The 17843-nt window shown below is 44.2% G+C and carries 16 protein-coding genes and 1 riboswitch; all 16 genes read left to right on the top strand.

All coding sequences use genetic code 11. From position 1 onward, the window contains the following. Window position 1 precedes the first annotated feature (1 nt). The 16 genes from M0R36_00885 to M0R36_00810 all read left to right on the top strand — a co-directional run bounded on the left by M0R36_00885 (window position 2) and on the right by M0R36_00810 (window position 17825). Window positions 2–397 (top strand): DoxX family protein, encoded by a 396-nt coding sequence (locus M0R36_00885; protein MCK9554365.1) that lies wholly within the window; start codon window positions 2–4, stop codon window positions 395–397. Window positions 398–441: 44 nt separating this feature from the next. Further along, a complete protein-coding gene (gene sbtA / locus M0R36_00880; GenBank protein MCK9554364.1) occupies window positions 442–633 on the top strand; it encodes an SbtA family thio(seleno)oxazole RiPP natural product precursor in 192 nt (63 codons plus the stop codon). A 65-nt stretch (window positions 634–698) separates the two neighbouring features. Next, window positions 699–2009, top strand: coding sequence for a thio(seleno)oxazole modification radical SAM maturase SbtM (gene sbtM, locus M0R36_00875; protein ID MCK9554363.1), 1311 nt, complete (start codon window positions 699–701; stop codon window positions 2007–2009). Then, the gene (locus M0R36_00870; protein ID MCK9554362.1) at window positions 1987–2973 is read left to right on the top strand and encodes a bifunctional oligoribonuclease/PAP phosphatase NrnA; all 987 of its coding nucleotides are present in this window, start codon (window positions 1987–1989) and stop codon (window positions 2971–2973) included. The genes sbtM and M0R36_00870 overlap by 23 nt, the downstream gene beginning before the upstream one ends. Before the next feature lies 1 nt (window position 2974). Then, window positions 2975–3361: a DUF3568 domain-containing protein gene (locus M0R36_00865; protein MCK9554361.1), complete on the top strand. Its 387-nt coding sequence runs from the start codon at window positions 2975–2977 to the stop codon at window positions 3359–3361. Window positions 3362–3396: 35 nt separating this feature from the next. After that, on the top strand, window positions 3397–4113 hold the full coding sequence (locus M0R36_00860) for a sulfite exporter TauE/SafE family protein (protein MCK9554360.1): 717 nt from the start codon (window positions 3397–3399) through the stop codon (window positions 4111–4113). A gap of 97 nt (window positions 4114–4210) precedes the next feature. Beyond that, complete coding sequence (locus tag M0R36_00855; protein ID MCK9554359.1) at window positions 4211–5470, top strand: TolC family protein; 1260 nt, start codon at window positions 4211–4213, stop codon at window positions 5468–5470. A gap of 13 nt (window positions 5471–5483) precedes the next feature. Further along, the gene (locus tag M0R36_00850) at window positions 5484–6803 is read left to right on the top strand and encodes an efflux RND transporter periplasmic adaptor subunit (GenBank protein MCK9554358.1); all 1320 of its coding nucleotides are present in this window, start codon (window positions 5484–5486) and stop codon (window positions 6801–6803) included. 50 nt (window positions 6804–6853) lie between these two features. Beyond that, window positions 6854–9994 (top strand): CusA/CzcA family heavy metal efflux RND transporter, encoded by a 3141-nt coding sequence (locus M0R36_00845; protein ID MCK9554357.1) that lies wholly within the window; start codon window positions 6854–6856, stop codon window positions 9992–9994. A 40-nt stretch (window positions 9995–10034) separates the two neighbouring features. Further along, complete coding sequence (locus tag M0R36_00840) at window positions 10035–11453, top strand: PEGA domain-containing protein (GenBank protein MCK9554356.1); 1419 nt, start codon at window positions 10035–10037, stop codon at window positions 11451–11453. After that, on the top strand, window positions 11443–13095 hold the full coding sequence (locus M0R36_00835; GenBank protein MCK9554355.1) for a glycosyltransferase family 2 protein: 1653 nt from the start codon (window positions 11443–11445) through the stop codon (window positions 13093–13095). The genes M0R36_00840 and M0R36_00835 overlap by 11 nt, the downstream gene beginning before the upstream one ends. Window positions 13096–13130: 35 nt before the next feature. Further along, the gene (locus M0R36_00830; GenBank protein MCK9554354.1) at window positions 13131–14162 is read left to right on the top strand and encodes a beta-galactosidase; all 1032 of its coding nucleotides are present in this window, start codon (window positions 13131–13133) and stop codon (window positions 14160–14162) included. 190 nt (window positions 14163–14352) lie between these two features. Then, window positions 14353–14465: riboswitch (TPP riboswitch) on the top strand. Between the two features lie 163 nt (window positions 14466–14628). Next, on the top strand, window positions 14629–15333 hold the full coding sequence (locus M0R36_00825; protein MCK9554353.1) for a sulfide-dependent adenosine diphosphate thiazole synthase: 705 nt from the start codon (window positions 14629–14631) through the stop codon (window positions 15331–15333). A 172-nt stretch (window positions 15334–15505) separates the two neighbouring features. Continuing rightward, window positions 15506–15946: an Rrf2 family transcriptional regulator gene (locus M0R36_00820; GenBank protein MCK9554352.1), complete on the top strand. Its 441-nt coding sequence runs from the start codon at window positions 15506–15508 to the stop codon at window positions 15944–15946. 200 nt (window positions 15947–16146) lie between these two features. After that, the gene (locus M0R36_00815; GenBank protein MCK9554351.1) at window positions 16147–16857 is read left to right on the top strand and encodes a phosphoadenylyl-sulfate reductase; all 711 of its coding nucleotides are present in this window, start codon (window positions 16147–16149) and stop codon (window positions 16855–16857) included. Further along, window positions 16854–17825, top strand: coding sequence for an inorganic phosphate transporter family protein (locus M0R36_00810; GenBank protein ID MCK9554350.1), 972 nt, complete (start codon window positions 16854–16856; stop codon window positions 17823–17825). The genes M0R36_00815 and M0R36_00810 overlap by 4 nt, the downstream gene beginning before the upstream one ends. Window positions 17826–17843: the final 18 nt, after the last annotated feature.

The raw sequence follows: 17843 nt of genomic DNA, 5'->3' as shown, positions 1-17843 counted from the left end.
CATGGCTGAATGGGCAAGTATTCCGCTTCGTCTGGGGTTAGGCATAATGTTTGCCGCGCATGGCCTTCAGAAAATTTTCGGGGTATTCGGGGGGCCGGGAATAAAAGGATTTTCAGAAATGCTCGGGGAACTGGGATTTGCGCCGCCTGTATTCTGGGCTTATCTGGCTTCCGGTGTGGAGCTGTTGGGGGGCATATGTTTGATTATAGGGCTGGGCACCAGAATATCTTCCGCTCTGCTTTTTGTGTTGATTCTGGTCGCCGGTATTAAAGTGCATCTCAAAAACGGTTTTTTCCTCATGAACGGCGGTATCGAATATATATTTGTAATAGCCTGCGCTCTGATTTCTCTGGCTCTTTTAGGTTCGGGCAAAGTATGCATAAACGCTAAATTTTAATCGGTTGTGAATTATAAATTAGATATGGAAAGGAGGGGCAACGGATGAATAAAGACAAGGTAAGAAGAGTCCTTAAAGGCCTGGGATTAGCCACGCTTGTAGCCGGCATAGGGCTTGTGTCCGGCGGATGCAAAAAAGAAGGGTCTGCAAGCTGCGGTAAAAGTTCATGCGGCTCAAAAGACGCCGGCACCGAAAAAAGCAGCACATCCTGCGGAAAAGGTTCCTGCGGGACATAAAAAAGAAGAATAACCCGGGGGGCGCCGGAAGCATAGTTGTTGCGCCCCCCTTTAAACCAGTGGTTATGAGAACATATAGTATAAACTCAACTCTTGAAATCGAAAGAAAAAATAACGGGTCGTTTATGCTTAAATGGCGTGGTCCGGAAAACGGGAAAGAATATATCGAAAAAGCTTTCAAAGAAGATTTATTGTCTTTAAAAATAATATCGGATGACCTGCAGCCGGAAGAGGCGGCAAAAACCGGAAATGTTTCGATGAGTTTAATACGCGACGTACTGTCGGCTTCGGCCGAGAAAGGGATTCTGATAGCGGATAAATCCGGGATAGCGAGAGAAGGTGGGCATTTTTATAATACGCCCAATTCAGCGGAAGAATATCTTACGGCTGAAACTTTCACACTGCAGTGGCATATAACACAGGCGTGCGACCTGAACTGCAAACACTGTTATGACCGGAGTAAGCGCTCTCCCCTTACGTTAAAACAGGGAATATATATACTTGACGACCTGAGTTCTTTCTGCGATATAAAGAAGGTGGATGGGCATGTGTGTTTTACGGGCGGCAACCCTTTTATGTATGACAGATTTAACGACCTTTATAAATCCGCCGTGGATCATGGTTTTTCAACTTCTATTCTGGGGAATCCCACCCCGCGGGAAAAATTGGAAAAAATAGGTTCCATACGCAAACCGTCTTATTTCCAGGTTAGCCTGGAGGGTTTAGAGGAGCATAATGACAGTATCCGCGGACCCGGCCATTTCAGGAAAGTTATGGAATTCATGGATGTCCTGCGCGAAATGAAAATTTCCCCATCCGTGATGCTTACTCTTACCGGAGACAATATTGATCAGGTTCTGCCTCTTGCCGGGATACTTAAGGACAAAACAGACCATTTTACATTTAACCGTTTATCACAAGTCGGGAAAGGGGCTGATCTGTCATTGCCTTCCCGCGAAAAATACATTTCTTTTTTGGATGCTTATGTAGATGAAGCTGAAAAAAATAAAGTCATCGGTTTCAAAGATAATCTTATAAATACCGCGCTAAACAGGAAAAAACGCAAACTTTTTGACGGCTGTACGGGGTATGGATGCGGCGCGGCTTTTAATTTTGTGACGCTTTTGCCTGACGGTGAAGTCCATGCCTGCCGTAAATTTCCTTCGCCCATAGGCAATGTTCTGGCCTCAACGATTCATGATATATATGAATCCGTGAGCGCTAAACTTTACAGGCAGGGGCCGGCCTCATGCGAAGGCTGTTCATTAAGGCCCGTTTGCGGCGGATGCATGGCTGTAGTAAATGGAGCGGGCCTGAATATTTTCCATGACAGGGACCCATATTGTTTTATAAATGAAAAATCTCAGACAGATTAAAAAAAAGATACTAAGCGCGCGCAGGATTGCCATAGCGGGTCACGTAAACCCCGACGGTGATTGTATCGGTTCGCTTCTTGCTTTCGGCCTGGGCCTGAACAGTACAGGCAAGCGCGCGCATATGCTTTTGCAGGATGATATTCCCAAAGCGTACAGGAACCTTCCCGGCGCGAATAAGATAAAAAAAAGGATGAAAGAAACGCCTGACCTGGCAATAACCGTGGACTGCAATACGAAAGAAATGGTAGGCGCCCCGTTCAACGCCATTAAAAGGGCGAAAGACATATTGGAAATAGACCATCATATGTACAGAAAACCCTTCGGCACACTTTCTCTTATAGACGGCAAAGCCGCGGCCGTGGGTGAAATAATTTACAAACTGCTTAAAAGTTTAAATATCGATATCACAAAAAATATAGCGCGGAACATACTGACTTCGATTATAGTCGAGACCAATTCCTTCAGGCTGCCGTCAGTCAAGCCTTTCACTTTCCGCGTGTGCGACAGGCTGCTCTTGACCGGTGTGGATTACAACAGGCTTTCGGAAATGGTTTACTGGTTAAAGACAAAAGAGGCGGCGGTGCTTTCGGGCCTGTGCATGGCAAATATACATTTTTTGAAAAATGATAAAATAGCGTGGTCGATAGCGACAAAAAAGGACTTTTCCAGAATGGGCGGCAGGGACGAAGACGTAGACAGCGTAGCCAACGACATGCTTTCGATAGAGACTGTTAAAATCGCGATTCTTTTCAGGGAAAAGAGTCCTGGACTATTGAGAGTCAGTTTAAGGTCAAAAGGCGGGATAAATGTTGCCTGCCTCGCATATAAATATAACGGCGGCGGCCATTTCGATTCCGCGGGATGCCTTATTGCCAATAAAACAAGTTCAATACAGGAATTTCTTAAGGCGGCTGCCGGCTTATTGGATAAATGTTCATATACTACAGAAAAAAAAGGAGAATAAAATGACGGGAAAAATTCTAAGTATGGTTGCCCTGGTAACTTTATTGCCCGGTATCTGCGGATGTGTGACTTTGCTGGCCGCGGGCGCGGGCGGCGCCGGAACGGCCATGTGGTTATCAGGAAAGTTGAGTGACGAAATAAACGCTTCTTATGACGATACAGTGGAAGCGGCTAAAGACGCTCTCGCGTCGCTCGATATGCGTATCAGCAAAATAGAGATAGGGGATAATGTTACCCAGATAATAAGCGCATATACGGATGGTTCTAAAACATGGATAGATGTGCGCCCGATAACTAAAAATAAATCAAAGATCAAAATTCGCGTGGGAATAAGAGGTGATAAAGAAGCTTCAAGCAAGATTCTTGATATGATAAGGAAGCATATTTAATTTCTATAGATAATACGGGTTAAAGGAGACCTGAAATGCTGACAGATGCCGGGTTTTTGGCGTTATCTTACGCGGTGGCCGTAATAGCGACGATCGCCGGCTTCGGCAGTTCAACATTGCTGATACCCGCGGCGCTTATGTTTATGGACGCGAAAACGGCCGTTGTCCTGATTGCGTGTTTTCACCTGTTTAATAACATATTTAAAGTAAAATTTTTTTGGAGCAGGATAAATTTCAGAATAGTTATTCTTTTCGGTGTCCCAAGCATCATTTTTGCTTTTGCAGGGGCTATGTTGATTTCAATAGCGCCTGCCGCCGCTCTTAAAAAGGCGATAGCCGTATTTTTAATAATTTTCGCGCTGTATTCATTCCTGAACCCTGAATTCAGATTCAGACAAAATCGCGTAACTGCTATAGCCGGGGGAAGCTTATCAGGATTGCTTGCAGGCCTCATAGGGTTAGGAGGAGCGATAAGATCGGCGTTTCTCATCGCCTTTAATCTGCCCAAAGAGGCATATGTCGCTACGGGCGCCATGATTGCGTTTGTCATAGATTTAATAAGAATACCGACCTATTTATTCACTAAAGTTGTTCATGACCCGTCATATTATATTCTTTTGCCCTTCCTGCTGTTCAGCGCCTATCTCGGAGTGAAAACCGGCAGGATACTTCTTGAAAAAATAAACCGGGAACCGTTTAAGAAAATAGTTTTGATAGCTCTTTTACTTGTGGGGATAAACCTGCTAACATAAAAAATAAGTCCGGACAGGCTTAAGCTGTAAAATTAATAAAGCGGTGTATATCATAAAAACTGCGTAACCTGCGCTGACAGAGATTACAGGAGGCGTGATGAGATATTTGTTTCTTACCATATTATTGACAGCCGGAGCTTTATTTGTTTCAGATGTATTTCCGGATGATAATGCGGCGGAAAACATGGCGGATCTGATAACCGAGGCTTTAGATAATAACCCCGCCGTCCAGGAATCCTACAATTTATGGAAGGCGGCTGAGTATAAGATAAGGACGGTGAAGAGCCTTCCCGATCCCGTAGCGCAATATCAATATTTCGGCGAAAGTGTCGAGACAAGAGTGGGCCCGCAGAAAAATAAATACGGGGTATCGCAGAAAATACCGTTTCCCGGAAAACTCGGGCTTAAAGGCAGGGCCCAGTCCAAGCAGGCCGAGATATTTAAAGAAAGATATGAAGCCGCGAAGCGGGAAGTGATAAAGAACGTGAAATTTGTTTATTATGACATATTCTGGGTGGATAAGGCCGTTCAGATAACGGAAGAGGAGAAAGCCATATTGGAAAGCCTGGAAAAAGTCGCCCAAAAAAGATATGAGTCGGATTTTACACCCCAGCAGGACGTGATTAAGGCGCAGGTTAAGCTTTCAAAGTTAATAGATAACTTACTGCGTTTGAATCAGAACAGGAAAAGCCTGGTCGCGAAGCTGAACACTGTTCTGAACAGGCCGCGGGGCGCGGAGCTGGGAAAAGTAACGAATGTTGATTATTCGGAATTCCAGTATGACCTTCAGTCTCTGCATGAAATCGCCGGGGATTCAAGACAGGAGTTGATAGCCGCGAACATGGATATAGAAAGGGCGGAATACGAAAGGTCTTTGGCGAAGATGGATTACCTGCCTGATTTTAATTTCGGTTTCGATTATATTCAGGTCGGCGACGGGTACACCATGAGCCCCGACGACGGACAGGATGCGTGGATGGTAAGCGTGGCCGTGAATATCCCTTTATGGTTTGATAAGTTAAATGCTCAGGTGAATGAGAAAAAAGCGCAGTTAGAGGCCGCCAGGAAAAATTATGAGAACATGGAGAATGACGTCTCTTTTGAAGTGGATGATTTGTATTTTAAGATACTTACTTATAAAGATATCATTTCGCTGTACAAAACCGCATTGATACCGCAGTCGGAGCAGGCCTTTGACGCGGCAAAGGCAGGTTATGAGACGGGCAAAGTTGATTTCTTAAACTGGCTCGATGCGGAAAGGATTCTTTTGCAGACGAGATTAGCATATTATAAAGCGATAACCGATTATCGCAAATCAATCGCTTTTCTTGAAAGGGTTATTGGAAACGACCTGTAAGGAGGCCGGAAAAATGACTTACCGCTTAAACTCAGGATTCAGTAAATACACACCTTTAACCGTCGGCATCGTTTTAACAGCGCTTGTTTTCTCTCTTGTATCTTGCGGTAAGAATAAGACCGGGGAACGGTCCCGGGAGAAAAAAGAAATGTCATCGGAAGAAAAAATACTTTATTACACCTGCGGAATGCATCCCTCTGTGAGAGTCTCTCCGGAAGAATATGATAAAGGCGAGGTTAACTGCCCCATTTGTAATATGAAATTAGTGCCTATATTCAAAGAAGAAGAGGCGGATACTTCATATTACGGATGCGGAATGGAAGGGGAAGAGCATGTTTTTATGATACAGGAGATTGAAGGGATGTCTAAATGCCCTGTATGCGGGATGCCTCTTAAGAAGTTGACAAAGGAAGAAGCGGATAAGTTAACAGGTGTTGTAAGCCGGGTTAAGGTAAAAGGAGAGCAGGCAAGGCTTGCCGGTGTTAAGACAGATTCCGTGAAAAAGATGCATCTCTATAAAGAAATCCGGACTGTCGGCACTGTTGCCTATGATCCCGAGCTTGCAATCGCTCAGGAAGAATTTATTTCCAGCTTGAAAGCTTCGGAGAAGATAGAGGCCGGGAAGATTTCAGAAATTAAGGAACGGGCCGCGAACTTAGTTGAATCTTCAAAGAAAAAGCTGAAGTTTTTAGGCCTGAGTAATGAACAGATAGATGAACTTGCGCGAACAGGGGAAATCCAAACAGGCCTTATCATGCCTGAAAAAAAGATGTGGGTCTACGGAGATGTCTATGAGTATGAATTAAGCTGGGTTAAAAAGGGTTCAAAAGTAAAAGTTACCGCGTCCAGCCTTCCCGGGGAGACATTTTATGGAGTTATATCCGGCGTTAATCCTGTGCTGGACCCAAAGACGCGCTCAGTAAGATTCAGGGCCGAGATAGAAAATCCGGAGTTAATGCTAAAACCCCGGATGTATGTTGATGTAGTGATGCAGAATATGTATATGGGTCCGGGCGGCGAACACCTGGTTTTGGCGATACCCAAAAGCGCTGTTCTCAATACGGGTACGCGTAAGATAATCTGGATAGACAAACAAAACGGGGAGTATGAGGGAAGATTAGTTGAAATCGGGCCGGAGGCCACCGCTGCGGTTGAAGAGAAGGAAGGCAAATTTTATCCTGTGATAAAGGGAGTAAGTGAAGGCGAGCTTGTAGTGACTGAAGCGAATTTTCTTATAGATTCCCAGAGCCAGATTTCCGGTATTGCGGCAAGCGCTTATGGCGGCTCGCTTGAGTCAGAAGAAACAAAAGCGCCGCCGATACATCAGCATTGATGTTTTTGTATCTCTTTTAGCATAACATAATATAAATATAAGGTATTACCATGATAAACAAGATTATAGAGATTTGTCTTAAAAACAGATTTTTGGTAATAGCAGCTTTCGCCCTTGTCATCGTATGGGGTTTTTCATCTATGAAAGAAACTCCTGTTGACGCGATACCCGATATCGGAGAACTCCAGATTTTAGTCTATGCCGATTGGCCCGGCAGGAGCCCGCAGGATATAGAAGACCAGGTAATATATCCTTTGACAATAGGCTTAATGGGCACACCCGGGGTCAAGGTGGTGCGTTCTACCTCAGCCTTTGGTTTCGGTTTGATAAATATGATATTTGAGGACGGCACTGATTTTTATTGGGCCAGGACCCGTGTGCTGGAGAGGCTGGACTTCGCGCGGAAAGATGTTCCCAAAGATGCTACTGTTACTTTAGGTCCGGATGCCACAGCCCTGGGCCAAATTTTCTGGTATACAGTCGAGGGCGACGGTTACAATCTTGCCGAACTTCGTTCTATACAAGATTGGTATGTCCGTTACCAGTTGACCGCGGTAGACGGGGTTTCAGAAGTAGCTTCGGTTGGCGGGTATGTGAAACAATATCAGATAGATGTGGACCCGAATAAACTCATCGCGCATGATGTTAATCTCCATCATGTAATAGATGCTGTCCAGAAATCCAATATAGATGTCGGCGCAAAGGTGTTTGAAGAAGGAGGAGCCGAGTTCATTATCCGGGGATTAGGTTTTATTAAGAATATTTCGGATATAGAAAACATTGTTATCGGCGAGAAAGAAGGCGTGCCTGTATATGTGAAAAACATAGCCGCCGTGATTATAGGCCCTGAATTTCGCAGAGGAGCTCTTGACAGGGAAGGACAGGAAGTAACCGGCGGCGTTGTCGTTATGCGTTACGGGGAGAACCCTTTAAAAGTTATAGAAAGGGTTAAACAAAAAATAGAGGAACTTTCCGCGGGGTTGCCCGAAGGCGTTAAAATCGTTCCCTTTTATGACAGGACAGGGCTAATACAGCGTTCTATAAACACGTTGAAAACAGCCCTCATACAGGAAATTATCATTACTGTCTTTGTTATTCTTGTCTTTCTTTTGCACTTCTGGGGCAGTGTTGTCATATCATTGGTCCTGCCTATAGGCATTCTCATTGCTTTCATATTCATGAAGCAGTTCGGAGTGAACGCGAACATAATGAGTTTAGGCGGCATTGCTATAGCCATAGGGGTTATGGTGGATTCCGGCTGCGTTCTTGTAGAGAATATTTACAGGAGACTTGTAACCCGGCGCAAAGAACTGAATGTAGACAAGCTTAATACTGAAGAACGTTTAAATACATGCGTGGAAGGCGCTCAGGAAGTGGGCAAGCCGGTTCTTTTCGCGCTTCTTACCACAATCATAGGATTTATACCTGTATTTGTTTTAACAGGACAGGCAGGGAAACTTTTCAGGCCCCTTGCTTTTACAAAGACATTTACTATGGCGGCGGCCGCTATTATCGCGCTGGCGCTTTTACCGACGCTGTGTTATTACTTTTTGAGGGGCAGGCTGAAGCCGGTTGAAGAGAATAAAACAGCCCAGGTGTTATTCAAAGGATACAATCCTCTTATAAGATGGTCTATTAAGCATAAAGGGATAATCGTCCTTATTTCTATTGGGGTAATGATTACTGGATTAATATGCGGCTCTTTAATGAAACAGGAATTTATGCCGCCGCTTAATGAAGGCGATCTTTTGTTTATGCCCGTGTTTTTACCCGGCGCATCCTTAACGCAGGTAATGGATGTTATGAAGAAACAGGACATCATTATAAAAAATGAGTTTCCGGAAGTAGAGTGGGTAGTGGGAAAGCTTGGCCGGGCAGAAACCGCTACTGATCCCGCTCCGGTGGGGATGATTGAAACGATAATCCATCTTAAGGATAAAAAGTCCTGGCGTAACGGGATGACACGGGAAAAGCTTATTCAGGAAATCCAGGAAAAGACAAGGATGCCCGGGGTGAGCCCTATAATGACCCAGCCAATACGCAACAGAATTGATATGCTGGCAACGGGTATTCAGACACCCGTAGGCATTAAAGTCTTCGGGCCGGATTTGAATAAAATCGTGGAAATCGCCACGCAAATAGAAAAAATAGTAGGCGGAGTGGATGGAGCTGTCAGCCCATATGCCGAGCGCACGTCAAACAGGCCTTATTTTGAAATTGAGATAGACAGGGAAAAGGCGGCCCGCTACGGCATTAAAGTCGGCGATATTCAGCACATCATTATGACAGCGATTGGCGGAATGAATTTAACCACAACTGTAGAGGGCAGAGAGCGCTACCCGGTGCGGATACGGTATATGAGAGAATTGAGAGATACGCCTGAGGCGCTGAACAGGATTTTTATCCCGGCAGCGGGCGGTAAGCATATTCCTTTAGCGCAAATTGCCGAGTTAAAACAAGTTCCGGGGCCCGCCGTCATCAATTCCGAAAATACTCTCACTTATGCCAGGGTCTTTGTCAATGTCGATCAAAGCAAGGTCGGGCTGGTCGATTTTGTAAAAAACGCTCAGGACGCAGTAAAAAATAAAATTAAATCAGGCGATATTAAACTGCCGTCAGGATATTTTATTTCCTGGTCGGGACAGTTTGAATCTGAAATGGAATCGCGTAAGAAGCTAATCCCGTCACTTGTAATATGTCTTGCCGTCATCATCATTCTTCTCTATGTGGCGTTTAAGAACTTCAGCGTATTGCTAATCCTGTCCACGGGCCTTCCGGTATCACTTATGGGAGGCATTATACTTCTATTTCTTTTGGGATTCAGGTTCTCAACCGCCGTATGGGTCGGTTTTATAGCTCTTTTTGGCGTGGCTACAGATAACGCGGTTGTTCTTCTTTCAACATTGGAAGATCTGTTTAAGAAAAAAGCGCCGAAGACGATCGAGGGCATCCGAAGTTTGGTTATTGAAGGGGGATTATTGAGAGTAAGGCCCGCAATGATGACCACAGCTACAACCATAATAGCCCTTATGCCGGTTATGTTTTCCACCGGCACCGGCTCTGAAATAATGAAACCGATGGCATCTCCCACGGTAGGGGGCTTGGTCACCGCTACATTATCCAACCTTGTTTTGGTTCCGGTGCTGTATTGCTGGATTAAGGAAAAACAATTAAAGAAACCATCAGTCTAAAATGATAATCGCGCGGAAAATCCTGTTTTATTTATTTCTGTTGATATATTGCGCTCTTTGTCCTGTTCTCATATTGTATTCTTTCGGTTTCATTCTGCATCCGTCAAATAGGCAGATTTCACAAACCGGTTTAATCCACATCGCGTCCGCTCCCGAAGGAGCTGATATATACATGGGAAAAAGCCGTTATAAATATAAGACTCCGGCGTCTATCCCGGAGCTTCTTCCCGGCCGGTACCAGATTTCCCTTAGAATTAAGGGATACAGGACATGGAATCACGAAGTATCGGTTGAGGAAGGGAAAGCCGTGAACTTTGACGATATTATCCTCCTGCCCGAAAGATTAAAGCCGGATCTCCTGGTCCCCGGGGCGGATTTCCAGAGCCTGTCCTTACTCCGGGATACCGACACGCTGATTTTGAAAAGAAGCCTCCGCCTTAAAGATCTTTTCTTTTTTGACCGGGAAAAAGAGGAATCGGAAAGCCTGTTGAAAGACAATGTCTCCTACGGCGATTTTCCTGTTTCCGATATCTATTCGGCGAATGGAAGCAGACGGATTATCATTGGCGGCGGTTCTTTATGGAGCAGGAAATTTTATTTAATCGATCCTGAAAATAAAACACAGAATATATCCGACATCAGCGGGTTTTTTGACGGCAAACCCGCTATGCTTATATGGGGCGCTTCATATCAGACCGATTGTTTCGCTGTTTATGATGATTATATCAATCGGTTAAATCTTAGCGACATGTCTTTATACCCTAAGTATCTGGAAAATGTAAAAGGCTTCGGTTTAAGCGGGAAATGGCTGTATATTTTAGACACAAAAGACCGGATTTCAAGGACAACGGCGGAAAAACAGGAATTCACAACATTATTTGAGGATAAATATCTGGGTAAAAACCTTTTTAATAAATCGCGATTTTACAGGATACAGTTTATCAAAAAAGACATTTTCCTTTTTTGGGGGAATAACGGCGATTTAGTAACGACCGTACCGCCTTATGTGATGTCATCTGAAGGTGTGACGGGAACGGCTTTTCATGACCGGAGCCGTAGGCTTATGTTCTGGACAGGCAATAATGTCTGGATAGCTGATTTCAATGAAGATAATGAGGATGACGTTTTATTTTCGGGCCGAATCCGCCTGCGGGCAGTCTATGAAAACGGAAAAGATATTTTACAATGTTTTTGGGCCTACAACGGGACACACATCATATTGAGAGATGAAGACAGGATATTTTTATTTGAATTGATGCCTGACGGGAAACATCATATCGAATATATTACGGATGTTAAAAATAATTCCGACATATTTTATTCAGATGAAACCGGATGTTTGTATTATCTGGACAAGAAAGGAAGCATGATGAAACTGAAGATTGTTACCGCGAAAAAGACAATTCTCGCTCCTTTCACCGATGCGGTACAGAACAGGATGGACAGCGATGGATTATAAATATTCCCGGCATGGCATAGAGGGAAAAGAAAAAACACTCGAACGGTTTCTTGAAATTGCGCCGGGCGCGCTGAGCTGGACAATTATCATCGGCATATGCGTGATTTCAATCCTGAAGCCCCTTGCGGCGTCAGTTATTATGCTTGCTTTCCTTTTATACTGGCTGATCAGGCTTATTTATATGAATATTTTTCTTGTTCTTTCCTATCTGCGCCTTGAGATAGAAAAGGATACCGATTGGATGGAACGTATCGCGGCTGTTGATAAACTGGAATCTCGCCAGCCTCTTTTTTGCGATTTCGATGCGATTAAGAGCTTTAAAAATAAAATATCGGCCCGCATGCACTGCCGCCAGGTGCTGAAGCTCAGGGAAAACGGGAAAATGCCGCCTCTATCCGAAAATATATATCATCTGGTTATTTTACCTGTGATACGGGAAACCGCGGAAGTAGTTGAGCCCGGCGTTAAAGCGATAAAAGAAGGATTGTATCCTTCAGAAAGGTTTCTGGTGATAATCGCGCTTGAAGAAACGGCCTCAGACCCGGTTAAGCGTGATATGGAAAAAATAGCAGAAAAATATAAAAACTCTTTTCTCGATTTTCTAATAGTAATCCATCCGGCGAACCAGCCCGGCGAAGCCAGGGTAAAAGGAGCCAACACGACATGCGCCGCAAAACGGGCGGCAGCATATTTCAAAGAACGCGGTATTCCGGCTGAAAACGTGGCGGTTTCCTGTTTTGACGCGGATACTGTTCCCAATCCGCGCTATTTCGCATGTCTGACTTATTATTTTATGGTGTCTCCCGAAAGGCTGAACACAAGTTACCAGCCGATTCCCGTATATCACAATAACATATGGAATACCCCCGCTTTTGCCAGGATAATTGATATCGGAACATCATTTTTCCAATTGATTGAAGCGACCAATCCGAGCAAACTTGTCACATTTTCGAGCCATAGCATGAGTTTCAAAGCCCTGCTGGATGTCGGCTATTGGCCGGTTGATATAATTTCCGACGATTCGGCGATATTCTGGAAAGCGTTTATACATTATGACGGGAACTATCATGTAATTCCCATTTATACCACGGTTTCCATGGATATCGCGACCGGGCCGACTCTTAAAAAAACATTCGGCGCGATTTACAAACAGAAAAGGAGATGGGCATGGGGAGTGGAAAATTTCCCGATTGTTATCAGGGCATTTGTAAAATCAAAGAAAATCAGATGGAAACAGAAAATCAGCTACGGTTATAAACTTCTCGATTCATTTATTTCATGGTCTACATGGTCATTTTTATTGTTATTCGGAAGCTGGCTTCCTTCGTTTTTCGCGTCAAGGCAATTTGCTTCCTCCACTGTATATTATACGGCTCCCCGTATACGCAGTATCATGTTTGCGCTGGCGTTCAGCGGAATTATTATCTGCATGATAATAAGCCTGTTGCTGCTTCCCCGGAAAAAGGTGAAATACAATTTTATAATCAGGGTCAGGCATATTTTTGAATGGCTGTTTATTCCGGTTATTCTCCTGTTCCTGAGCGCGCTGCCGGCGCTTGACGCGCAAACCCGTCTTATGTTCGGCAGGTACATGGAGTTCTGGGTAACTGAGAAATACAGAAAAAACAAAAAACAGTTATGAAAAAAAAAGCCGTTTTCTTTTTATGTTTCTTCTTTATGGTGAATAGGATGCTTTGCGCGGAAAACATAGGCACAACGTTCAGCCAGGTTCAGTGCGGGTATCTGGGCCTGGACTGGAGAGAAACCTATCAGGAAGTCCTCGATATGAAGTTCGATATAATCCGCCTCGGCGCTTATTGGAACAGGATTGAAAAAAGCAGGGGGGAGTTTGATTTCGGCGAACTTGACTGGCAGATTAAAAAAGCGCGGGAAAAAAATATCCGGGTGCTTTTAACCGTCGGCATGAAAGCCCCGCGGTGGCCGGAATATTTTATTCCGGACTGGCTCGAAAAAGAAACAAGCCTGCGGTCCGGCAGCGCGGTTTCCGATAAACCATCCGTCCGCCGGGGCGTTTTGATATTCATCCGGGAAGTCATTAACCGGTATAAAGATGAAAATATAATCATCGCGTGGCAGGTGGAGAATGAGCCTTTGAGCAGGTCGGGCCCGAAAGATTTGTGGATACGGAAGGATTTCCTCCAAAACGAGATCGATCTGGTAAAAGAACTGGATGATATGGATCGTCCCGTTGTAGTTAATGCCATGACCTATGCAAATGGTTTCCTCCGGTTTCTGACCAGGTTTATATACAGAAAAGATCCGGTTTATGAAACTATTGATATCGCGCGGATACCGGCTATTAACGTTTATCCGGCCATAGGGCATGAGATATTAAAAAACAAAGTATGTTTCTGGACGAATTCCGGAGAAAGGATAAAATACCTGAGGCAGTTTGTCGATTATGCCCGGTCAGAGAAGAAATCTTTATGGGTTACGGAACTTCAGGCTGAACCATGGGAACCCGGCGAACTGGTTCATACAAGGGAAGAAAAGGCGATAACATGCGGGGCAGAAAATTTTCCGGAATATTTCAATGAACTACGCTCTTTAAATATCGGCACAATTTTTCTCTGGGGATCGGAGTACTGGATCTTCCGTAAAAAGAGGTTTCATGATGAGACCTGGATAACAGCAGCCATGGATATCATAAAAGAACAACAGCAGAATCCCTTATCCCCGGGCATCTGAGCGGAGAAGCGAACCGTCGTTGCCTTTCAGTTGTAACCCCTGAAGTCCTGTGATAAAATGCGTTACTTGTGAAGAAGCGAAAGATAAAGAGAAATGCGGGGGTTAAAACCCACGAATTTCCTCGAAATTCAGGCGCGGGGGCGGATTAAATATTGACATAGGATTGGAAGCATGGTTAAATTAAATTAATAATATAAATACGGGGAGGTCGTGAATTCGGCCTGAGAGTTCCGCGAGGAAAGCGGATTACCCGATGAACCTGATCTGGATAATGCCAGCGGAGGGAGAGGAGGTTGAATGTATAGCCCTTATGCGTATGGCATAAGGGTTTTTTTATTACTTTTATGGCAGGATATCCTTTTCAGAAAAAACACGAAAAGGAGGATTGAAAATGTTCAGTAAGATTACAGAAGCGCAAATAAGCCGTGCGATTGTTAGTGAATTTACCAAGTGGTTTGAGGAATACATCGTTTCAGATGTTATTGTGATCGGCGGCGGACCGAGCGGCCTTATGGCAGCTCGTGATCTATCCAATGCGGGTTTTAAGGCTTTGATAATTGAAAGCAATAACTACATAGGGGGAGGTTTCTGGATCGGCGGTTATTTTATGAATACGCTCACCTTTCGGGCGCCGGCAGATAAAATCCTTAATGAGTTGAAAATACCTCATAAGGAAATAGAAGAAGGATTATTTGTCGCCGATGGGCCGAACGCCTGTTCAAAACTTATTTCTGCCGCATGTGATTCGGGTGCAAAAATACTTAACCTGACAAAGTTCGATGATGTGGTGTTGCGTAGCAATAGAGTGGAAGGAGCAGTCATTAACTGGTCGCCTGTTTCAGCACTGCCACGGCAGATTACCTGCGTTGACCCGATTGCCTTGGAATCAAAGGTAATAATCGATGCCACCGGTCATGATGCATGGGTAGCAAAGAGTCTTGAAAAGAGGGGTCTGTTGAAATTACAGACTTACGGTCCTATGGATGTTGTTCTTTCAGAAGACCAGGTTGTAGAAAAGACAGGCGAAATTTATCCGGGGCTCTATGCAATCGGTATGGCCGTATCTACAGTGTTCGGCATACCGCGTATGGGTCCTACTTTTGCAGGGATGCTTTTCTCAGGAAGAAAGGCTGCCCAGCAAATAATTAAGGCTTTGGCTCCCGGCGCATAACTTCTTCTGCCTCTTAACATAATAAGGAAGCGCCTTCGAAGGTTATAAAATCGACGGAGGCGATTCTTTATTGCACTGTTTTATCGAAAATCTTTAAAAAACATTTGACATATTTTATTTATTTGGTATACTCTACTTATCCAATGGAAATAGTCTAGACAGAGGAGAGCATATGAGAATTTCATATAAGGGCGATTATGCATTGAAGGCAATGTTAGATTTAGCGCTTCACTATAACGCTGAATTAGTAACTGGTCATGATATGGCTCAGCGTATTGACGCGCCTATAAAATTCATGGGGCAGGTTTTGCTGGAATTAAGAAAAGGCGGTTTTATAGAAAGCAGGCGCGGTAATATTGGCGGATATATGCTCTCCAGGCCGCCAGGAAAGATATCAGTGGGTGAAGTAGTCAGATATATTGACGGCCCGATCGAACCGATTGCTTGTTTAAAAGATAAATATTCAAACTGCGCAGATATTAATAGATGTGTATTTAAAAAACTCTGGAACAAGGTCTATCAGGCAACAGCCGACATCGTTGATAATGTGACGTTCGAGGAATTGGCATCAGAAGTCAATTCAAGCAATCAGGTTTTAGCATATTCAATCTAAGGAATACTAATGAGAAGCCATTTTATTAACAACTGTACGAAAATGATATGTTGTATGGCTATGTGCAGCCTATCCGGCAGGAGGTGGTCGTCTCTGTAGAAAACGCTAAAATGTTTACATGACCATAAAGCCACTGCCGGAAGTTTAGAGCGGGCAGTGGTTTTTTTATTACGACAGAGAATAAAAAGAAGGAGTAGAAGATGATTTTGTTAAACACGAAAGAGGATCTTAAGGAGTTGGTGGAGAAGCTGAATTTTAAGGAGAAAGTAGAGAGGTCGAAGGCTCTTATAAGAGAAGCGTATAAAGCATACGGGGATAGCCTTGTCGTAGCTAATAGCTTGGGAAAGGATTCGGTTGCGGTATGGGATCTCGCGAAAAGGGTGAATCCGAAAATACGCGGGTTTATAGTAACTACTAGATTTAAACCAACTGAGACGGTACGTTTCATGAATGAAACCGTTCAAAGGTACCCGAAGCTAAAGGTATATAAGAATGATTCTGAGATACCGGAAAAACTGTATGAAACGAAACCGGATCTGTGCTGCGATATCCTTAAGGTTGAACCGGTGAGGCGCGCAATAGAAGAGCTCGACGTTACATGTTGGGTGACCGGTCTTCGCTGTACGGAAGGCAGGACACGCACCGACTTCCTGGAAGTCGAGGAGCGGGACAAAGAGCTCATAAAACTGAATCCTATCCTTATCTGGAAAGAACGCGAAGTGTGGCAGTATCTCGCGCTCTATGGAGTTCCGGTAAACCCGCTATATAAGGAAGGATATCGGTCTCTCGGTTGCGCACCATGCTCGAAGATTACCAATGACGATAACGAGCGCGCCGGACGCTGGATAGGAACGAGTAAGTGCGGCGGTGAATGCGGTATACACACGCGGCCATTAAAGGAGAATAAATGATAATAGCGGTTACGATAGTAATTGCGGTATTTCTTGCGATGAACATGGGTATTAGCGGTTTTTCAGTGTCATTCGCGCCTTCTTTCGGAAGTGATATACTTAAGAAGAATAGAGCGGCATTGCTCTACGGCTTTTGCGTAATAGCTGGGGCCTGTTTGGTTGGCCCGCGGGTAGTGGAGACGCTGGTGCGCAAGATTTCATCTGCGGAGTTGAATGTAGTTTCAAGCGTAATAATACTCGTCTCGTGCGCTGTAACCATGTTCTTGAGTAATATTTTAAAAGTACCGCAATCGACAAGCTTCATAACCGTCGCAAGCTTTGTTGGATCAGGTTTATTTTATGGTAAGGTCAATTGGTATACTGTGGGAAAAATTTTGGCATTTGCCATCATTTTCTCTGCGGTGTCATTTGTCCTCACTATAACGATTAAACACGGGCTTTATCCCCCGCGGCATGGCAACCTTAGGTTTTATGAAAAGTTCTTTGTTAACAGGGGAAAATTTAGAAAATTTATTATTTACACAGATATGTATTCGGCTTTCGGAGTTGGCACAAACAATGTTGCCAATGTCGTAGCGCCGCTTGTGGTTTTGTTAGGCACAGGAAATCTTTTTTTGTTGTTAGCACTTAGTCCGCTTTTCGGTTTGGGGGCTTATTTTTGGGGGGAAAGAGTGATACGTTCATTGTCGAAGGATATAGTGCCGGTAGGAGAGGTTTCGGCCAGTATAGTATCTGTCATCACATCCACTTTTGTGCTTATCGCGTCGTTATTGGGGCTGCCGGCGCCCTACGTTCAGTTTGCGACATTTTCGTTATTGGGAATAAGCTGCTCGAAAGACGGGCTCAAAAACACATTTAGAAAAACGTTAGTAAAAAAAATATTATGGGTATGGATACTGGTGCCTATTTTCACAGTATTGTTTAGCTTTAGTCTGCACTTTTTATTTTCCAAATGGCTGAATTTATAATAGGAGAACACTGCTATG

The organism is bacterium, assembly GCA_023228325.1.
GTDB lineage: Bacteria > Auribacterota > UBA6266 > UBA6266 > UBA6266 > UBA6266.
Note: the sequence above shows the minus strand (reverse complement) of the source record. Positions and strands in the feature narration are given on the sequence as shown.

What these genes read in the sequence shown, in the direction of transcription:
- M0R36_00885 (MCK9554365.1), top strand. Translation starts at nt 2, where the DNA reads ATGGCTGAATGGGCAAGTATTCCGCTTCGTCTGGGGTTAGGCATAATG.
- sbtA (MCK9554364.1), top strand. Translation starts at nt 442, where the DNA reads ATGAATAAAGACAAGGTAAGAAGAGTCCTTAAAGGCCTGGGATTAGCC.
- sbtM (MCK9554363.1), top strand. Translation starts at nt 699, where the DNA reads ATGAGAACATATAGTATAAACTCAACTCTTGAAATCGAAAGAAAAAAT.
- M0R36_00870 (MCK9554362.1), top strand. Translation starts at nt 1,987, where the DNA reads ATGAAAAATCTCAGACAGATTAAAAAAAAGATACTAAGCGCGCGCAGG.
- M0R36_00865 (MCK9554361.1), top strand. Translation starts at nt 2,975, where the DNA reads ATGACGGGAAAAATTCTAAGTATGGTTGCCCTGGTAACTTTATTGCCC.
- M0R36_00860 (MCK9554360.1), top strand. Translation starts at nt 3,397, where the DNA reads ATGCTGACAGATGCCGGGTTTTTGGCGTTATCTTACGCGGTGGCCGTA.
- M0R36_00855 (MCK9554359.1), top strand. Translation starts at nt 4,211, where the DNA reads ATGAGATATTTGTTTCTTACCATATTATTGACAGCCGGAGCTTTATTT.
- M0R36_00850 (MCK9554358.1), top strand. Translation starts at nt 5,484, where the DNA reads ATGACTTACCGCTTAAACTCAGGATTCAGTAAATACACACCTTTAACC.
- M0R36_00845 (MCK9554357.1), top strand. Translation starts at nt 6,854, where the DNA reads ATGATAAACAAGATTATAGAGATTTGTCTTAAAAACAGATTTTTGGTA.
- M0R36_00835 (MCK9554355.1), top strand. Translation starts at nt 11,443, where the DNA reads ATGGATTATAAATATTCCCGGCATGGCATAGAGGGAAAAGAAAAAACA.
- M0R36_00830 (MCK9554354.1), top strand. Translation starts at nt 13,131, where the DNA reads ATGGTGAATAGGATGCTTTGCGCGGAAAACATAGGCACAACGTTCAGC.
- M0R36_00820 (MCK9554352.1), top strand. Translation starts at nt 15,506, where the DNA reads ATGAGAATTTCATATAAGGGCGATTATGCATTGAAGGCAATGTTAGAT.
- M0R36_00815 (MCK9554351.1), top strand. Translation starts at nt 16,147, where the DNA reads ATGATTTTGTTAAACACGAAAGAGGATCTTAAGGAGTTGGTGGAGAAG.
- M0R36_00810 (MCK9554350.1), top strand. Translation starts at nt 16,854, where the DNA reads ATGATAATAGCGGTTACGATAGTAATTGCGGTATTTCTTGCGATGAAC.